The organism is bacterium (assembly GCA_016716565.1).
Lineage (GTDB): Bacteria > Bacteroidota > Ignavibacteria > Ignavibacteriales > Ignavibacteriaceae > IGN2.
Map to the genome: position 1 here is coordinate 33,556 of JADJWC010000002.1, position 18,653 is coordinate 52,208.

The window sequence follows — 18,653 nt, forward strand, 5'->3', positions numbered from 1 at the left end:
GTAACGTTATGGAATCTACAGCCCAATCATTTCTAATCGAACTCACTGAAAATCAAATACTAATTCGAGATACCATTCGTGATTTTGCTCAGAAAAAAATAAAACCAAAAGTGATGGAATGGGATGAAGCACAACATTTTCCATTGGAGATCTTCAAGGAACTTGGTGAACTTGGATTCATGGGAATAATTTTCCCTGAGGAGTATGGCGGTGCTGGTTTAGGTTACCAGGAGTTTGTAATAATTATCGAAGAACTTGGAATTGTTGATCCGTCAATTTCTTTATCAGTGGCAGCTCATAATGGACTCTGTACAAATCATATTTACAGATTCGGCAACGAACAGCAGAAAAGAAAATATTTACCGGACTTAGTTTCCGGCAAAACTATCGGTGCGTGGGGATTAACTGAATCTTCGTCCGGCAGCGATGCCGCAGGATTAAAATCGGTAGCTGAAAAGAAAGGCAACAAGTACATTCTTAACGGAAACAAAACATTTACAACTCATGGTGCTTCTGCAAAGACTCTGGTAGTGATCGCAATTACGAATAAAGACGCAGGCAAAAAAGGAATATCGGCTTTCATACTTGAACAAGGAATGCCCGGACTTATTATTGGTAAAAAAGAAAACAAACTAGGAATGAGAGCGAGCGAAACTGTACAGCTTACATTTGAAAATCTTGAAGTGCCCGAAGAAAATTTACTTGGTGAAGAAGGGATGGGTTTTATAAATGCGATGCAGGTTCTGGAAGGTGGAAGAATTTCTATTGCTGCAGTTAGTCTTGGTTTAGCACAGGGATGTCTGAACGAATCATTAAAATATTCTCAGGAAAGATTTCAGTTTGGAAAACCTTTATCTGCATTCCAGGCAACTCAATTCAAACTAGCGGATATGAAAACTAATATTGAGGCTGCACGAATGTTAACAATGCGCGCAGCAAAAATGAAAGATGATGGTCTGCCGAATATCAAGGAAGCTGCAATGGCAAAACTATTTGCGAGTGAAATTGCTGAAAAAGCTGCAAGTGAAGCTGTGCAGATTCACGGAGGCTACGGCTTTACTAAAGATTATCCCGTTGAAAAATATTTTAGAGATGTAAAGCTGTTAACAATCGGCGAAGGAACTTCCGAAATTCAGAGAATTGTTATTGCGAAAGAAATATTAAAATGAAACCAATCGGCACACAAATAAAAGAAGACGAAGCTTACTTAAAAAGAGCTGATTATCAGAAAGAACTTCTGAGGAAGCTTAACGCTGAGAAAGAAAAAATTAAGCTCGGCGGCGGGTTAAAAGCGATCGAAAAGCAAAAAGAAAAGGGTAAGCTGCCAGCAAGGGAAAGAATTAATCTTTTAATCGATGACCCAAAAGAATTTTACGAGTTAAGCGCTTTTGCTGCTTACGATATGTACAAAGAGTATGGTGGTGCGCCTTGTTCAGGAACTATCTATGGCATCGGGGAAATAAGCGGGAGACAATGTGTTATTGTCGCAAATGATGCTACCGTAAAAGCTGGTGCGTGGTTTCCTATTACTGCAAAGAAAAATCTTCGTGCACAGGAAATTGCGATGGAAAATCATCTGCCAATAATTTATTTGGTTGATAGTGCCGGAGTCTTTTTGCCACTTCAGGATGAAATATTTCCTGATAAAGAACACTTCGGAAGAATATTTCGTAATAATGCCGTAATGTCATCAAAAGGAATTCCACAGATTGCGGCAATTATGGGTCCCTGCGTTGCTGGTGGTGCTTATCTACCGATAATGAGCGATGAGGCTTTAATTGTTGAAGGAGAAGGCTCTGTATTTTTAGCTGGAGCTCATCTTGTTCGTGCAGCAATCGGCGAAAAAATTGATAACGAAAGTCTTGGCGGAGCACGTGTCCAATCAAACATTTCAGGTGTTACAGATTATGTGATGAAAAATGATCAGGAATGTATTGCACAAATTAGAAGTCTCGTTGATAAATTCGGTAGAAGAGAGACAGCAGGGTTTGATCGAATCGAATCTAAACCTCCAAAATTCTCTCCAAAAGAACTCTATGGAATTCTTCCTGAAGACACAATTAAACAATATGATACGTATGAAGTAATTGCACGAATTGTTGATGAATCATTAATCGATGAATACAAAGCTGGTTACGGAAAAACAGTTATCACTGCATATGCACGAATTGATGGCTGGGCTGTTGGTATCGTAGCCAACCAGAGAAGCGTTGTAAAAACAGAATCTGATAAAGGTACCAGCGAGATGCAGGTTGGCGGAGTCATTTATTCCGATAGCGCAGACAAAGCAACTCGTTTTATTATGAACTGCAATCAGAAAAAAATACCCCTCGTGTTTTTACAGGATGTTACCGGATTTATGGTCGGGAGCCGTGCCGAGCACGGTGGAATAATTAAAGACGGTGCAAAAATGGTAAACGCGGTTGCAAACTCTGTCGTTCCTAAAATCACAATCATTATGGGCAATAGTTTTGGCGCTGGGAACTATGCAATGTGCGGCAAAGCTTACGATCCAAGATTCATCTACGCTTACCCAAATGCAAAGATTGCTGTGATGGGCGGCTCGCAGGCAAACAGCGTTTTACTCGACATAAAATTGAAGCAAGCAGAAAAAGAAGGAAAGCATTTCAGTGATACAGAAAAACAAAAATTACTGGATGAAATAACCGCAGCTTACGATGAAAAGAATAATCCGCACTACGCAGCAGCACGGTTATGGATTGACGAAATAATTGATCCTGTAGAAACAAGGAAATATATCTCAATGGGAATTGAGGCTGCTAACCACAATCCAGAAATTCCGAGGTTTAATCCGGGGGTTATTCAAACATAAATGAGAGTTAATCAGTTAACACTTTATATCCTGATTTTAACTTTAATGTCAACGCCATTCTCCTTTCCTCAACAGAGTTCATTGTCAAAAGGTGTCAACTATATCTCTGATTTTATTGCTTCGGATTATTTCATCGAATTAAAAAAATCTAACTCAGATTTATCACTAGTTGATTCAATGTACTTGCGAGCGGTTAAATTTTATGATTATGACTATCAGGAAGCATTGCTCTCCTTAACATTTGCAACAATTCCTTTTAGAAAAGTTCCTCTGGTTATTCCATTAATTAATACAAGAATTTATTACCCATTAATCTCGGCAAATGATTCCATATCAACTTTGAAAAATGAAAATCTACCAAGCAGACTATTCTTTGATACGCCAAATGATAAAGGAGGAGATAAAGATAAGCTAGCTCATTTTTTTGGTAATGCTTTTATCGGTTATGCTGAAAACGTATTGAAATTAGCCGATGTATTTGGTTATTTTGTGGAAGCATTTGAAGAAGATTTTAAAGCTCAATCCGAAGTCGATTTCAGAGATGTTGATGTCAACTGGTACGGAGTTTTATTCGGTGATATGCTTGAGATAAATAAGAATATTTTACCATCCCAAATGATGATTAATCGATCACTCAGATATTTAGTTATAACTTTATGAATACAATATTTATAATAGACGACGAAAAAGAGATTTGTGCGAGTATAAAAATGATCCTCGAATATGAGGGTTATTCTGTTGATTACTCGACTTCTGCTATCAAAGGATTAAGTATCATAGAGGAAAAGCAAATTTCCTGTTTACTTTTAGATATTCAAATGCCGGAAATGAGCGGCTTTGAACTTTTGAAAAGACTAAAATAATTTATTCCATCATTATCAGTGATTATAATTTCAGCACACGGCAGCATTGAAAACGCAATCAAAGCTACAAGATTAGGTGCTTTCGATTTCATTGAAAAACCGATTGATCGTGATAAGCTTTTAATAAGTGTTCGTAATGCAGTTGAACAAGTAAAGCTCCTGACTGAAAATATCGAAATTAAAAAAACTATTGAAGGCTCAGGAGAAATACTTGGACAGAGTAAACAAATTAAATCAATACTCGATTTGATCGATAAAGTAGCACCATTAGATACAAGAGTTCTGATCACTGGCGAAAATGGAACCGGAAAAGAATTAGTCGCTCGAGCAATTCATAAAAGAAGTCAGAGAAAAGATAAACCGTTTATCGAAGTTAACTGTGCTGCAATTCCAAATGAATTGATTGAGTCAGAATTGTTCGGACATGAAAAAGGTTCATTTACCGGAGCAGTATCACAGCGTATTGGAAAATTTGAATTAGCAAATAAAGGGACGATCTTTCTCGATGAAGTTGGTGATATGAGTCCGCAAGCTCAGGCGAAAGTTCTCAGAGCAATTGAAGACGGGAAAATTGAACGCGTTGGCGGCGGTAAAAAAATTGATGTTGATGTAAGAATTATTTCCGCAACAAATAAAGAGTTAACCGAAGAAATTGGGAAAGAGAAATTCAGAGAAGATTTATATCATAGATTGAATGTAATCCCTATAAACGTTCCTCCGCTTCGTGAAAGGAAAGATGATATTCCAATTTTAGCAGAGGCTTTTGCTAAAGAAATTATAACTCGTCACAAAAAACCACCAGTTAAATTTCTTGCTGATGCGATTAAGCTTCTGCAGGAAATGACCTGGAGCGGAAACGTTCGTGAGTTAAAAAATATCATCGAAAGAATTATCATTATTATTGATAAAAGAGAAATTTCCAGAGGCGATATTGAATTTTTATTGAAACCCGGACAGGCAACAATGGATGACATTATTGATGAATCAAATTCTTTCCAGGAGTTCAAGGAAAAAGCTGAACGTGCTTTTATTCTTAAACAACTAAATGAAAACGGATGGAATATCAGCAAGACTGCGGAGTTGCTTGATATACAACGCAGTCATCTATATAACAAAATGAAAAAATATGGAATAGAAAAAGGAGAGTAATATGCCAACTATCTTTTCCAAAATCATTAGTAAAGAAATTCCAGCTGAAATTGTTTACGAAACTGACAATGTCCTGGCGTTTAAAGACATTAAACCGCAGGCACCTGTTCATATTCTCATCATACCAAAAATTGAAATTCCTAAAGTCAGTGATATTAAAGGAACTGAACACTCAACTTTACTCGGAGAAATGTTCGATGCTGCAAATAAACTTGCTAAAGATCTGGGAATTGACAAAAATGGTTTTAGGCTAGTTTTTAATTGCGGCAACGATGGTGGCCAGGAAGTTTATCACATACATATGCATCTGCTCGGTGGACGGCATATGCAATGGCCTCCGGGTTAAAGATCTCCCCCTTTTCCAATAGCAAATACGAATTATTATTTCACTCGGAATGGATTTACCATTGTTTGCGATTTTTTATTACTCTCTATACTTCCGAACAAAACTGATTCATATCCGTACTTATCCCGAATTTTTGTAACTGCTCTCAGCATTTTTTTTCTCTTCACTTCTTCCCATTCAAACAATTCCTGCTGTTCAGAAAATTTAGAGAATTTACTCAACCCAATTCCGATTAATCGTACTGCAACTCTTATTGTGAGAGCTTTCATCAGCATATTCCAGGCAGCATCAAAAATGATTTTATCATCATCGCTTGGTTTGATCATTCTTGAACGTGTCAATGTATTAAAATCCGAGTAACGCAATTTTATGTGAACGTTAGAAGCAAGCCAATCCATATCTCTCAACTCCTGACAGACTTTTCCTGTAAGCTTAAATAATTTTTCTTTGAGAAACTGTTTGCTTGTAACATCTGCAAAAGTTCTTTCGTGTGAAATACTTTTTTGCTCATAGTTATCAACAATTAAATACTCATTTCCTTCACCACAGGCTTTCCTGTAAATATCAATTCCATACTTGCCAAATGCTGCAGCAAAATAATCCTGCGGGAGTTTAGTGATATCACCAATTCTGTAAATTCCTTTTAAGTGAAAATCCTGAAGCGTGACTTTTCCAACACCTGGAATTGCTTCTACAGGCATTGGAGCAAGAAATTCTTTCTCCATTCCTGGAAGTATGTAAGTGATTCCATTCGGCTTCATACAATCGGAGCCGATCTTCGCAATTGTTTTATTGCTGCCAATCCCGATTGAACAAGGAAGTGATAATCTTTCCCAAATTTCTTTTTGAAGAAAGGAAGAAAATGCGAAGAAGGAACCGTAAATGTTTCTGCATCCGGTAAAGTCCATATAAAATTCATCAATAGATGCCTGCTGAACAATAGGTGCGTACTGCAGAAGAATATTTTTTACAGCCTTTGAGAAGCGTGAATATTCACCATGACTTCCGTGAATGTAAATTCCGTGAGGACAAAGTTTGTACGCGGTTCTAATCGGCATAGCTGAGTGAAGTCCGTAAACTCTTGCTTCGTACGAACAGGCTGCAACTACTCCCCTTCCGTACTTCGGATCACCGCCAACAATTACAGGTTTTCCTCTCAGCGAAGGGTCAAGTATCCTTTCAACCGAAACGAAGAATGCATCGAGATCTAAGTGAAAAATTGTTCGCATTGTTAGTCACTGGTCAATCGTCATTTGTCATTTATTCTCATTCATAGCTATTTAATCTATGTTTTAGTTAACCAAAATCTCTTCCAACCTCGGATAAGCTTTAACTATCGTTCCCGGCATTTCAACTTTATCTCTTTCTTCAAGCAGATGAATAAGCTCAAATGCATTTGCAACTGCATCTCCCTGTGGATGATTGTTCATAATAACGTGGACTTCTTTTACTTGTGATTGTATTGATTTTATCTTCTGCTCAATTTCAACAAGCTCACCGGGAGAATAAAGATATTTGTATCGTTCACTTCGTTCTTCATAAGTCTGTTCTTTGCCAAAACTATTGATTGATTTCTTCCACGCATCAACATTCCGTCCGTGAAAACGAATGTATGCTCTTTCATTTGTAATGATTGGCTCAAACGGAATTGCCTGTCCAATCTGCGGCTGATCTATTGTGCAAAAAGTAAGATCATTTTCTTTAAAAAACTCAAATGACTTTTCATTCTGCCAGGATAAATGTCTTACTTCCACAAAGATTTTATAGTTAGGGAAAAGATCTTTCAACTCCTGAATATATTGTGTTGCCGAGTTATTAAATGGGAATGAATACGGAAACTGGATGAGCAATCCCCCAAGTCTTTCTGCATTTGCAAGAATATCCAGATTGTATCTGACAGCTTTTATACTTTGCTCATCAAATTTTCTTTTGTGTGTAAAATCTTGGTGAAGCTTGATATGGAAAATAAACTCATCGCTGTCAGCTACTTTTTTAATCCACCCTTCAACTATTTTGGGACTGAGATAAGCATAGTAAGTTGAGTTCACTTCAACACAATTAAAGTAGTGAGAATAGAATTGCAGCCAGTCAAATTTGCTGGTTTGCTGTTTTGGATAAAACGATGGCACCCAGTCTTTATAAGACCAGCCTGCCGTTCCTATGTAATATTTTGGCATCACTAAACATACTTAGTTAACACTTTTGTTAATTATATGTATTTAATAGCTCTTAAATCAATAAATTGAAAATGTTACTCCAACAGAAGCACTGAAAACTCGTTTTAGTCCATCAACATTTGTTTCCTGTGACAGAAACGGAATTGCAAAATCTCCTACAAGAGTAAAGTAATCATCAATTTTATATTTAAGAATTGTCAAGAAATTCAGCTGAGGCTGATCACTTTTATCAACTTCAACAAATGATTCTTCAGCAGAAGTTGTATCCAGAATACTAGATTTTGCCAATGGTTGAATATATAAAAGCTGCGGTGTGATATTGAACTGTTCAAACGATAAATCATACGAAGTTCTTAATAACAGATCATCACCTTTCTCAAGTCGAGTAATATTATTATTTCTTCCTCCTGAAAGTTGATAACCAGCACCAAAACTTATTTTGTCAAAAGTATAATTGAGTGCAATTAAAACATCGTTCGTCCCAAGTCCGCTTTGGTAAACTTGTGGAAGGTTATCTTTGTTATCATCACCAGTTGCTAACTTAATCCCTATTGAACCATTTAATGAAGATTTCCCATCAGTCAATAAATTTTGATTCAAGCTTAATATCAAATCTCCTACTCCATTTACTTTACTATCAGGACCGGATTGAAAATTATAAGGCACTAAAAGCTGTATTGAACTGCTTCCGAATGCATTGTAGCTTGTGCTCAACTGAAAAGAATTAAACTGAACGTCATCTTCTTTGCCGCTGTAACCATATTTATAGAATCCGGAAATAGTGAATAGCACTTCGTCTTCCATCGAATGTCCGCCAAGCTGGCAAATTCCAGCATCGGAACATTGGGCAAAGGTTTCCGATAAATAAAAATTAACTGTTATCAGAAATATTATAGAGATCAACAATGTTTTCATTTTTAACCTTTGAATTAATTTTTGAATTATAAATTAAAGTTAACCGGATAATTGCAAACTTCAATCACTAAAAATTTTTACCCGGCTTTCTTCTTCTCCATACTCCTATAAACACCGACCACAATCCCAACCAGTTTAAATGAAGAAGATTTCTTTTCAATAACTATAGGCTTAAACTCAGGGTTTTCTGAAACAAGTTCTATTTCATTTTTCTTTTTATAGAATCTTTTTACAACTGCTGCATCATCAAGAACAGCTGCTACTATCTGTCCGTTTTTAGGTTCGAGGTTCGGATTTACAATTACTATATCACCGTTAAAAATATATGCATCCTTCAAGCTGTCTCCTTTTACACGAAGTAGAAATGAATCCTTCGGCATCTTTGCTATTGTCGGCAGTTCAATTGTATCAATCGCATCCGGATAAATTGTAAGTGGATTGCCGGCTGCCACTTCTCCAAGTACAGGTTTCGGGACAAAGAATTTATCTTCAAGAGTAAGTTCAATACCACGGGAAAGTTTTGGATTTTTTTTGATGAATCCTTTTCTCTCAATCGCTCCAATATGCTGCTGTACTGTTGCCCTGTTCCTGTAACCAAATTGATTTGCAACTTCTGCCAAAGTCGGAGGTATACCTTTCCCTTTTATCTGATCAATTAAAAAATCTAGAATATCTTTCTGGATTTTGGTTAATTCTTTTTTCATAGTGTTCCTTATAGAGGAGTAAGAATATGAGAAAGATTAAGATAAAGACAGAGATTCTTTGAGATTTTATCTTCTTTGTCTTTTTCTTATTCTTAAGCTATTTTATAAAAAAATACCATACATTTGTATGGTAATTTAATTTATCAAAGTGAATAAGTCAATAGGTAAGAATTGAGCGGATTCTATGTCCAGATTGGCAACTAACGCAGTCTAATTTACGAAAATCTTATTTAGAGATTCAACCAGCTTATCGCGAAATATTGGCTTGGAGATAAAATCAGTGAAGCCTGTTGCAATAAACTTTTCTTTATCACCGGGCAATACATAAGCAGTGACTGCAATGACTGGGATATTCTTGAATTTAGGGATCTGATGAATAACTTTGAGCGCATCGAGACCGTTGTATTCACCCTGAAGGTTTATGTCCATAATAATAAAATCAAATTCCGTTGAATCAAGCAAAGGTAAAGCTTCTTCAAAACTTGCAGCAAACTGAATGTTCTTTAAGTCCTTCATCTGAACTTTAAAGAGAATCTGTGAATCTACCTGGTCTTCGATGTAAAGGCATCTTAAAGAGGAAAGTCCATTTTTATTCTGCTGAGGGATTGGTTGTTCTTTTACGATTTCACTTTTTTCTTCCATAACAATTTCTTCAGCTTTTTCTTCTACTGCAACTTCTGCTTTGCTCTCAACCATCTCTTCAATTTTATTCACTTGTTCATTCAATGCGGGAACATTGTCATTTGATACCGCTTTTTTCTTATTCCCCTTTTTAACATCAGAAATTTCTATTTCTTCAATTATTAATTCTTCACCAAGATTTAATAATTGCGATTCCGATTCTTCTACATTTAATTGAGGTTCGGTTTCAAACTTCTCCGCTCCCTCAGTTTTACTTTTAGTTTGAGTTTTATTTTCAGAAGATGAAAAAACAAACTTTTCAGGTTCCTTCTGTACCGGTGCTTCGACTTTTGGAGTAAAGTTGATCGGGAAATTAAATGCAACATCTCTTTTATCTGTGTTCTCATTAACAATGACCAATTTGCCATGCAGCTTTTCTAAAAGCGTATTAACAATCTGCACAGTCAATTTAGATAAGTTAAAAGACTTTGGATCCTGCTTTTCTAAAAATAAGGACTTCAGAGTATCGACTAACTGAGGTGTAGATTTTCCAAATCCATCCGAGATTGAAATATTGAATGTATTGTTATCAACAGGATAAGCTGAGAAATACAATTTCTTTTGTGAGGAAATTCGTCCAATAAGCCGGAAAATAATATTAAAAAGATTCATAAGCTTCTTTTTATCAACTCCGAACCGTAGTGAGGATGAAATCTTCCCATACGCAAACTCGATATCTCTTATCCCGGTAATTTCATTCAAATTTTTCTCATAATTTTCAATCACTTCAGTAACAGGAATTTCAGTAATCTCAGCTTCCATTTTGTTGTATTGAATATCCGCGAATTCTATAATTGTGTTCATTAATCCAAGTATCGATGCCCTGTTTTGATTAATTATATCAAGTGCTTCTTTCTGTTCAGGTGAAGGATTATCAATACTTTCAACAAGTTCCTGTGTAAATCCCAGTATAACATTCATCGGTGTGAGGATTTCGTGAAAAAGCCCTGACAGGAACGTACTGTCAATATAGTTTTTATCGGAATCTGGTTTTTCAGTTTTAATCGAATTTTCGCCAACTGGTAATTCAGTATTATCAACTTTGGCTTTGGTGGAATTTGATTTCAATTCAACAGTAGGTCTGGCAATTAATACAAAAGATTCAACATTGTTATTGATATCGAAAACCGGAGTTGAAACAACTTCACTTTCAAGAAGTCTTCCCTCTGAAGTAATTAACTCGATTGTGAAATTGACTGTTTCCTTAATATGTGAATGGAACACGGAGTCATTAATGAATACTTTATCTTCTTCACCGCAATTAAGAGTAATATCAGTATTTAAAATTTCATTTGATGTAACACCAAGTAACTTTAACACCGATTCATTCGCATAAGTGATTATGCCCTGCGGATCAGTTACGAAAATCATATCGCTTGTATTATCGAAAGCGGCTTTGAAAATTTGTTTTTTCTGTTCATGCTCAGTCAGGTTAGAAACGTCTTGAAGAACATTCAAATAAGAATCAATTCCTTCGTACTGATACTCGATACGGCTCATCCTCACAGTTAGATAATTCCCATCTTTTTTCCTGTGTTTAAATGGCTTGCTGAATTGACCATCTCTGAAAATTTCATGAGAAGCTTCCAGCAAGTGTTGAATATCTTCCGATGTGTATAAATCTGTTAAATCCAGCTGAAGAAATTCTTCTGTCGAATATCCATAAAGCTCAAGTGCTGCATCATTTGCTGCAAGAAATCGTAGACTTTCTTTATCATATATGTAGATTGGCTGAGGATTATTTTTGATGAACTGTTCTGACATTTTTCAAATTAAATTAATATTCAATTATAAAAGTTGTTTCTAACCTCGGAATATTTCAACAATTATGCCATTTAGCATTTAATTCAAACTATCGGTCTGAACTCAATAACCGGTTATTCCTAAATATCGATACGGCAATTTCAACCAATTTTAATCCATATATCGAATAATTTTCCACAATCCTCAATTTCATCTAAACAATTTCAGAAACGTTATTAGACTATTCAGAAATTAATGCTTATCCACATAAAACAAATTTTCAATTAATCGGTATTAAATAAAACGTCCGGTAGTAAAATTATCCGAACTATATAATTTCTTTACCATTGCTGAACGTGATGATTTGTGAAAATGAAACCGAAGTTGACTTGAAAAACGGAACTGTAAAGATTTCGAATTGATCTGAATATGTATCTTAACTTTATTTTGAAATGGACAAGGAAGTTATTTATCTATGAAATTTTGAGCAGGTTTTCTACTGTTTGTAATAATAACTTTTTATTTATTGGTTTTGCAAGAAATCCATTTGCATTCTTTTGAAAGAATTCTTCTTCTCCCGGTTTAACATCGTAAGCTGTAGTAATGATGACTGGAATATTCTTAATTTGCTCATCATTTCTAATTTGTAAAAGTAAAGTCTTGCCATTGCCCCCTGTGTTGAGGTTAAGATCGAGTAATATTAGATCGAAGTGCTTGCTGGATATTTGATAAACCGCATCCGAAACTGTCTCAGCAAAACTCGTTTTGTACTTGTTTCGAAAAATCGCTTTAAGTATAAGTTGAGTTTCGCGGTTATCTTCTACAATTAGAAGTGAATGATTCTCCCCTGCCATAAAAATTATTGTAAATGCTTCAACTTTTCTTCTTACCGAAAGTCGTTCCGAAAATAACATCCCAGAATGGAGAGCTTACACCATAACCTTTATATTCATCCTGATAATGATGCAGCATATGATGATTTTTTATATCAAGCCAAAACTTGCTGTGCATATTGAAATGATGAATTGCATAGTGGGTTATATCATAAAAAAGATATCCGAGAATAAAACCTGAAAAGAATGGCATCATTAAATAAGGTCCAAAAATCCATCTAAAAAGGAAAAAGAATAACAATGCCAATGGAATGCTTACTGATGGGGGCATCACAAGTCTCTTGGAATCACTTGGATAATCGTGGTGAACTCCATGAAAAATGAAATGTATTTTTTTCCCAAATTCACTTTTAGCTTTGTAATGAAAAACGAATCTGTGCAGCAAATATTCAGCTAATGTCCACGCTGCGATTCCACCAATAAAAAGACCGACAATATTTAAAATTGAGATACCGTATGTAAAGATTGACAAAAACATTAAAACCAAAATAACAGGTACATACACATATAGAGGAACAGTGTAATGCACCCTGGAAAAGAATTCCATAAAATCACTTTCAAACATTCTTACAGTTTCATCTTTATTGGAAACATAATTCTTGGCCATTGTTTTTCCTTAATTGTTAATTTTTAGCAACCGAAATTTAATCATATTCCGTTAATTGTAAATACCACTTTTTCGACACTACAGTCAGTTTTTTTTCTCAATCCCTAATCCGGGAGTATCCGGGACAACGATTTCACCTGATACAATCTTCAATCCGCTAAACAAATCATTTGAGATTAATTCCGAACCATCAAGATCAATCCAATCTGCAAGAGGAGCTAAGTGCGAAGCTGCTGATATTGCACAGGAGGTTTCCGTCATACATCCGATCATGACTTTAAGTTTCAGATCTCGCGCCAACTTAATCATCCGATCTGCATTCCTGATTCCGCCGGCCTTCATTAACTTAATATTAATTCCTGTATAACAATCTTTAATTTTTTCAATATCAGAAATATCCTGAACTGCTTCATCAGCGATAATGGGAATAGGCGATTTTTCAAGTAACCATTTTGCATCTTCTAAATTCTCTTTTGGGATTGGTTGTTCAACCAGAAGAACCTTTTTTTCACTTAACCAGTTCATCATATCGAGAGCAAAATATTTATCTTTCCAACCCTGGTTCACATCTACAAATAATGGTTTATCTGTATACATCCTTATAGATGATATTATTTCTTTATCCCTGTTACTGCCTAATTTCACTTTTAAAAATTTATAGCCACTTGCTGATTCAATTTTTCTTTCAAGCTCCTCAGCATTGGAGATTCCTATCGTAAAGGATGTAAATAAATTTTTCTTTATCTGAACGCCAAGCATTTTATATAAAGGCAGACTGTTTAATTTTCCCCAAAGATCATAAAGAGCAATATCCAAAGAAGCTTTAGCAGCACTGTTTCCAGTAACTGAGTTATCAACAAAATCAAGAAGAAGATTTATATTTGAAATATCAGCATATTTATCTAAATGAATATTATTTAAAAAATTTATTACGCTATCCTGGTTCTCTTCCAGATATGGAGGTAAAGAAGCTTCTCCATACCCAACTAGTCCATTATGTTCAACTTCAACCATAACGGCAGGTGTTGTGTTTCTTGAACCTGATGCTATAGAAAATGTATCTTTTAGCTTAATAGTATAAGGATAGTAACTGAGCTTTATTCTTGACATTTACATTTGATTCTTTTTAGTTATTTATAAATTTATGATCAGTTGAATGATGTACAATTTATAAAGGATTTTAAGAATTGGATACACAACAATAAATTCTGAGGTAAATAATTTGTATACAATCGAAGATCAGCAATATTACCAATACGAAATAACAGATTAACAAATCATTAATCTATATCATCCCCGTTTTCTCTTGGATTGGATAGTATCCTGTGTGCGACATTGCTGTCAGAAGTATAAAACGAAATGTTACCGTTTTCCAAATGTTTATACATCAGATCATTTTCAATCAGGTAATAAAATCTCTGTTTGAATTCGTCAATGGATAAATGGGCAGTTGCTGCAAGCTTTGCTAGTTCGTGCGGATCATCAAAATCTGTCTTGTTCAATCTAAGCATATATTTTCTTGCTATATAAAATGATTCAGAACTTGGATCAACCATCCTGACTCTGGTTCTTTTAGTCACAGGATCAAGTATGTCATTGAAGTACAATGGTACGAATCTGCCATTCTGAATAGATATCATTGCACCGCTTCCACCATCAAGTATGAACTGTGAAGCAGAGAAGCCAAGATCTCTTGTGTATTCCATATCAAATGGAATCGGATCAGCGCAACGAAGTTCATAACCAATATTTTTTGCTACGATGGTTATTTTGATTCCGTATTCTTTCAGTTTTTGTTGGACTTTTGATTTAAGGATTTCTCCAAAATTAATTTCCGCTATTCTGATGTTGTCGTGAGCATCGCGTTCTATATCAACCAACTGTTCGAGATCATCTATGTTTAATCTTTCAACAATGCCTTCAGCCAGAATCGCAACTCCATCTGATCTTCCATAGCTCATTCGCTTAATAATTGAGCCAACAAGTACGTCGACGACATGGTTTAAACCAATTTTTTCTCCGGGAAATTCTTCCGGGATGAGTGTTATAGTAGATCCTGTAGCTTTACCAATACCGAGAGCAAGGTGGCCAGCTTTTCTTCCCATTGTCACAATAAAATACCAGCGCGAAGTTGTTTGGGCATCCACCATAATGCTTTTTACAATTTCGACTCCAATATGTCGCGCAGTCTGAAAACCAAACGTTGGTATTCCATGCGGTAGGTCCAGGTCATTATCAATTGTCTTTGGAACATGTACAACCTTAATTCTTCCTGCAGCCATCTCATTAACTTTCAATGCACTAAATGCCGTATCATCACCGCCGATGGTAATAAGTTTATCAACATCAAGTCTTAGTAATGATGTTACAGCATTCTCAAGATGCTGCTTATTTTTTGTAGGATTTGCACGTGAAATTCCAATATAAGATCCTCCCCGAAAATGGATGCGGCTCACATTATGAATCGTGAGTTCTTTTACATGGTTCGTATCACCTTCCATTATCCACTGGAATCCATCTTTAATTCCAAGAACCTGAATTCCTTCGACTTCGGCTCTGATAGTTGCCGCACCGATCACGCTGTTAATCCCAGGTGCAGGTCCTCCACTTACGAGTATTGCTAATTTCTTTGGTGCAATTGACATTTATATGGTCTATCCTTTAATAAGTTGCTAAAAATATTTATCAGGCACTAATGCAAAATCTTAAGACGTGCAAATTTGAGCATAAGCTGACGAACATTATTTCCTTCGAATGTAACCGTTGCTTTCACCATATCACCGGCGCCTGTAACATCGATTACTTTTCCGAGACCAAATTTTTCATGCATCACTCTGCTGCCAATTCGTACGACTTTATTTTCCTGATCAAAATCTCCATAATCAACCGAGTTGAAGTATTCGTAGAAAATTTCTTTCTTGGTTTTTCTGTTTGCTTTTCTGCCAATTCCCCCATTAATTTCTTGAACAGTTGAAGGTTCGATTTCATCTATAAACCTTGACCTGCTTTGGTAAGCAACCTCGCCGAAACGATAACGACTTCTTGCATGAGAAAGGTATACTTTTTCCTGGGCTCTTGTTACAGCTACATAAAACAACCGACGCTCTTCTTCAACCGAAGAATCCTCACTGAATCTGTTTGCTAATGGAAAGATTTCTTCTTCTAAACCAGAAATGAAGACAATCGGGAATTCCAATCCCTTCGCACTGTGAACGGTAAGAAAAGTAACTGCATTCTTTGTTTCATCTTTCATATCTATATCAGAAATGAGAGAAACATCCTCGAGGAACTGATCAAGTTTTGCATCCTTATTTTCTTTCGAGTACTCAGAAATTGCAGCCATTAACTGATTAATATTTTCAAGTCGCGATTGTGACTCGGGTGTATTTTCGGACTTGAACATTCTTACCAATCCGAGTTCATCAATTAATGCAAGTGAAAGCTCTCCTACAGACAATGTATCTTTTAGTTTAATATATTTCTCGAGCAGTACTCTGAAACCCTTTACATTTTTCTGGATTCGCTCTTTTATATCTATAACTTCAAACACCCTGTTCATAGTTTGAAAAAGTGTGAGATCATGCTTTCTGGCAAAAGCGATCATTCTGGTAACGGTCGTGTTGCCGATACCACGCTGCGGGAAATTCATAATTCTGAGCAGGCTTTCTTCATCATTAGTATTTGCAATAACACGCAGATATGCAATAACATCCTTCACTTCTTTTCTTCTGTAAAATTCTACTCCACCAATGATTACATAAGGGATTTTCTCTTTGTAGAAAATATCTTCGAGTACTCTGCTTTGAGCATTAGTCCTGTACAAAATAGAAAAATCTTTATAGGAAAGTTTCTTTTTACTGATTTCTTTCTTAATAAACTTTGCAAGTTGAAATGCTTCATCTTTTTCATCAGCACAGCGGATTAAAGTAAGCGGCTCGCCATCACTGTTTTCAGTCCACAGAGTTTTTGTCACCTGGTTCTTGTTATTCTTAATGACAGAATCTGCAGCAGCAAGAATAGTTTTTGTAGAGCGGTAATTTTGTTCAAGCTTGAATAGCTTTTGGTTCTTGAAATCTTTTTTGAAGTCTTGCATATTGCCAAGATTTGCACCGCGCCAGCTGTATATGCTTTGTGCATCATCCCCAACAACTGATATTTTACAAGATCTGGATACAAGCAGTTTTAATAATTCATACTGAGATTTATTCGTATCCTGAAATTCGTCCACAAGAATGTAGTGAAATCTGCTTTTGTATTTATGTAATATTTTATCATTAGAATTAAATAGTTGAATTGGTTTTAGAAGAAGATCCTCAAAATCCATTGCATTGTTTGCAACAAGTCTTTTCTGATACTCTTCATATATCTCTGCAATTTTTTCATCTTTAAAAGTTTTGACAAATCTCTTTTGATATTCCGCTGGCATAATCATATGATTCTTGAGAAAACTGATTCTATGCCTAACAGAATTTACGGTGAGTCCTTCAATCTCAATGTTAAAATTTGTCATAATATTACTTACTAAAGAATAGGAATCTTCAGTATCATATATTGAAAAGTTTGGATTGTAATCCAGGTACTTTGCTTCAATTCTCAATATGCGCGCAAATATTGAATGAAATGTTCCCATCCAGATAGATTCGGCTTTTTTACCAACAAGCTCAACAATTCTGGATTTCATTTCGTTTGCCGATTTATTAGTAAATGTTAACGCGAGGATTGATTCAGGAGTGTAACCTTGCTTTAATAAATAAGCAACTTTGTAAGTGAGAACTTTTGTCTTTCCGGAACCAGCTCCTGCAACTATCATTTGCGATGGTCCGGTGAATTCAACTGCTTTTTGCTGGTCAGGATTTAGTTTTTTGAGATCGATCATTTTTCCCGAAGATTTTTTGAAAAATTGGAAGCAAATATAACTAAACGAATCCCGATTGGAAAGGCTACAAATTGGATATGATTACTTTTTTACTGAAGAGATGACGTCGATAATCTTCAAAGTAATTTAGATTTTTTTAAATCTAAATTCCAATTTAATCGGAAGGTGCACTGATGAAGGTATAATAAATTTCAATCGATCAAAATAAAAAACCCCTCAACTACAAGTGAGTTGCAGGGGTTATAAGGAGAGAACATATGATGCAGTTTTAGTTAACCAACTTACGTGCCACTGATAAGTTTCGATTATCAACTAAAATCAGGATATTTTTTATGAATTTGAACAAAAAATGAATGAAAATGAGACCCTTAATTAAAATTTAAAACAAAATGAGCTGCATTAAAAGATTCCGGCGACACTTGATAATTAGAATTTATTTTGCTTTCTTTGCTGGCAGAGGGATTATGAAAACGGTAATATTTTTTTTGAGTATAATATTCTTTTCTTTATTAGCCGTAGTAGGTTGCAGGGATATTTTTGGAGACAGGACAGAACCAGAATCTATAGTTCAACCGCCGCAGGAAGGTTCTAATTTAGTAGTAACTGAGCCGGTTCATGGAAAAATTTGGAATCCTGGAGATACAATCCAAATAAAATGGATTGCACCAACTATTAAAAAAATTGATTTGGAACTCTATAGAAAAAGTGAATATAAATTTCTAATTGCGGGGGAAGTTTCTAATTATGGTAATTACTCCTGGATTATACCAATAGACCTTCCTCTATCAAATCATTACCTGATCAAAGTTAGCAATCATAATAACGCAGATGTTTATAAATTCAGTGGAAGATTTGGTGTGCAATAA

General features: G+C 35.5%; 15 protein-coding genes and 1 pseudogene. 6 read left to right on the forward strand and 10 right to left on the reverse strand.

The annotated features are described in order from the left end of the window. Positions 1-8 precede the first annotated feature (8 nt). The 5 genes and pseudogenes from IPM14_06840 (at position 9) to IPM14_06860 (ending at position 5,191) form a co-directional block, all read left to right on the forward strand. A complete protein-coding gene (locus tag IPM14_06840; GenBank protein ID MBK9097836.1) occupies positions 9-1,169 on the forward strand; it encodes an acyl-CoA dehydrogenase family protein in 1,161 nt (386 codons plus the stop codon). After that, positions 1,166-2,833: an acyl-CoA carboxylase subunit beta gene (locus IPM14_06845; protein MBK9097837.1), complete on the forward strand. Its 1,668-nt coding sequence runs from the start codon at positions 1,166-1,168 to the stop codon at positions 2,831-2,833. The genes IPM14_06840 and IPM14_06845 overlap by 4 nt, the downstream gene beginning before the upstream one ends. After that, on the forward strand, positions 2,834-3,493 hold the full coding sequence (locus IPM14_06850) for a hypothetical protein (protein ID MBK9097838.1): 660 nt from the start codon (positions 2,834-2,836) through the stop codon (positions 3,491-3,493). Then, positions 3,490-4,845, forward strand: a pseudogene (locus IPM14_06855) (sigma-54-dependent Fis family transcriptional regulator). Before IPM14_06850 ends, IPM14_06855 begins: the two are co-directional and overlap by 4 nt. Position 4,846: 1 nt before the next feature. Then, positions 4,847-5,191, forward strand: coding sequence for a histidine triad nucleotide-binding protein (locus tag IPM14_06860; GenBank protein MBK9097839.1), 345 nt, complete (start codon positions 4,847-4,849; stop codon positions 5,189-5,191). Between the two features lie 35 nt (positions 5,192-5,226). Here the strand turns inward: IPM14_06860 and dinB are convergent, their stop codons facing one another. The 10 genes from dinB to IPM14_06910 all read right to left on the reverse strand — a co-directional run bounded on the left by dinB (position 5,227) and on the right by IPM14_06910 (position 17,787). Further along, the gene (gene dinB / locus IPM14_06865; GenBank protein MBK9097840.1) at positions 5,227-6,420 is read right to left on the reverse strand and encodes a DNA polymerase IV; all 1,194 of its coding nucleotides are present in this window, start codon (positions 6,418-6,420) and stop codon (positions 5,227-5,229) included. Between the two features lie 63 nt (positions 6,421-6,483). Further along, on the reverse strand, positions 6,484-7,368 hold the full coding sequence (locus tag IPM14_06870) for a DUF72 domain-containing protein (protein MBK9097841.1): 885 nt from the start codon (positions 7,366-7,368) through the stop codon (positions 6,484-6,486). Positions 7,369-7,425: 57 nt separating this feature from the next. After that, positions 7,426-8,283 carry a hypothetical protein gene (locus IPM14_06875; GenBank protein MBK9097842.1) on the reverse strand — a complete coding sequence of 286 codons (858 nt, stop codon included), beginning with the start codon at positions 8,281-8,283 and terminating at the stop codon, positions 7,426-7,428. A 77-nt stretch (positions 8,284-8,360) separates the two neighbouring features. After that, positions 8,361-8,987 carry a transcriptional repressor LexA gene (lexA, locus tag IPM14_06880; GenBank protein MBK9097843.1) on the reverse strand — a complete coding sequence of 209 codons (627 nt, stop codon included), beginning with the start codon at positions 8,985-8,987 and terminating at the stop codon, positions 8,361-8,363. A 210-nt stretch (positions 8,988-9,197) separates the two neighbouring features. Further along, positions 9,198-11,432 carry a PAS domain S-box protein gene (locus tag IPM14_06885; GenBank protein ID MBK9097844.1) on the reverse strand — a complete coding sequence of 745 codons (2,235 nt, stop codon included), beginning with the start codon at positions 11,430-11,432 and terminating at the stop codon, positions 9,198-9,200. A gap of 452 nt (positions 11,433-11,884) precedes the next feature. After that, positions 11,885-12,325, reverse strand: a complete 441-nt coding sequence (locus IPM14_06890) for a response regulator (GenBank protein ID MBK9097845.1) — start codon at positions 12,323-12,325, stop codon at positions 11,885-11,887. After that, a complete protein-coding gene (locus IPM14_06895) occupies positions 12,285-12,911 on the reverse strand; it encodes a sterol desaturase family protein (GenBank protein MBK9097846.1) in 627 nt (208 codons plus the stop codon). The genes IPM14_06890 and IPM14_06895 overlap by 41 nt, the downstream gene beginning before the upstream one ends. An 84-nt stretch (positions 12,912-12,995) precedes the next feature. Further along, positions 12,996-14,012, reverse strand: a complete 1,017-nt coding sequence (locus IPM14_06900) for a dipeptide epimerase (GenBank protein ID MBK9097847.1) — start codon at positions 14,010-14,012, stop codon at positions 12,996-12,998. A 179-nt stretch (positions 14,013-14,191) separates the two neighbouring features. Then, positions 14,192-15,556 carry a 6-phosphofructokinase gene (locus IPM14_06905; protein ID MBK9097848.1) on the reverse strand — a complete coding sequence of 455 codons (1,365 nt, stop codon included), beginning with the start codon at positions 15,554-15,556 and terminating at the stop codon, positions 14,192-14,194. A gap of 47 nt (positions 15,557-15,603) precedes the next feature. Continuing rightward, a complete protein-coding gene (locus IPM14_06910; protein ID MBK9097849.1) occupies positions 15,604-17,787 on the reverse strand; it encodes a UvrD-helicase domain-containing protein in 2,184 nt (727 codons plus the stop codon). A 464-nt stretch (positions 17,788-18,251) separates the two neighbouring features. Between IPM14_06910 and IPM14_06915 the strand changes: the two genes are divergently transcribed. Continuing rightward, complete coding sequence (locus tag IPM14_06915) at positions 18,252-18,653, forward strand: GPI anchored serine-threonine rich family protein (protein MBK9097850.1); 402 nt, start codon at positions 18,252-18,254, stop codon at positions 18,651-18,653.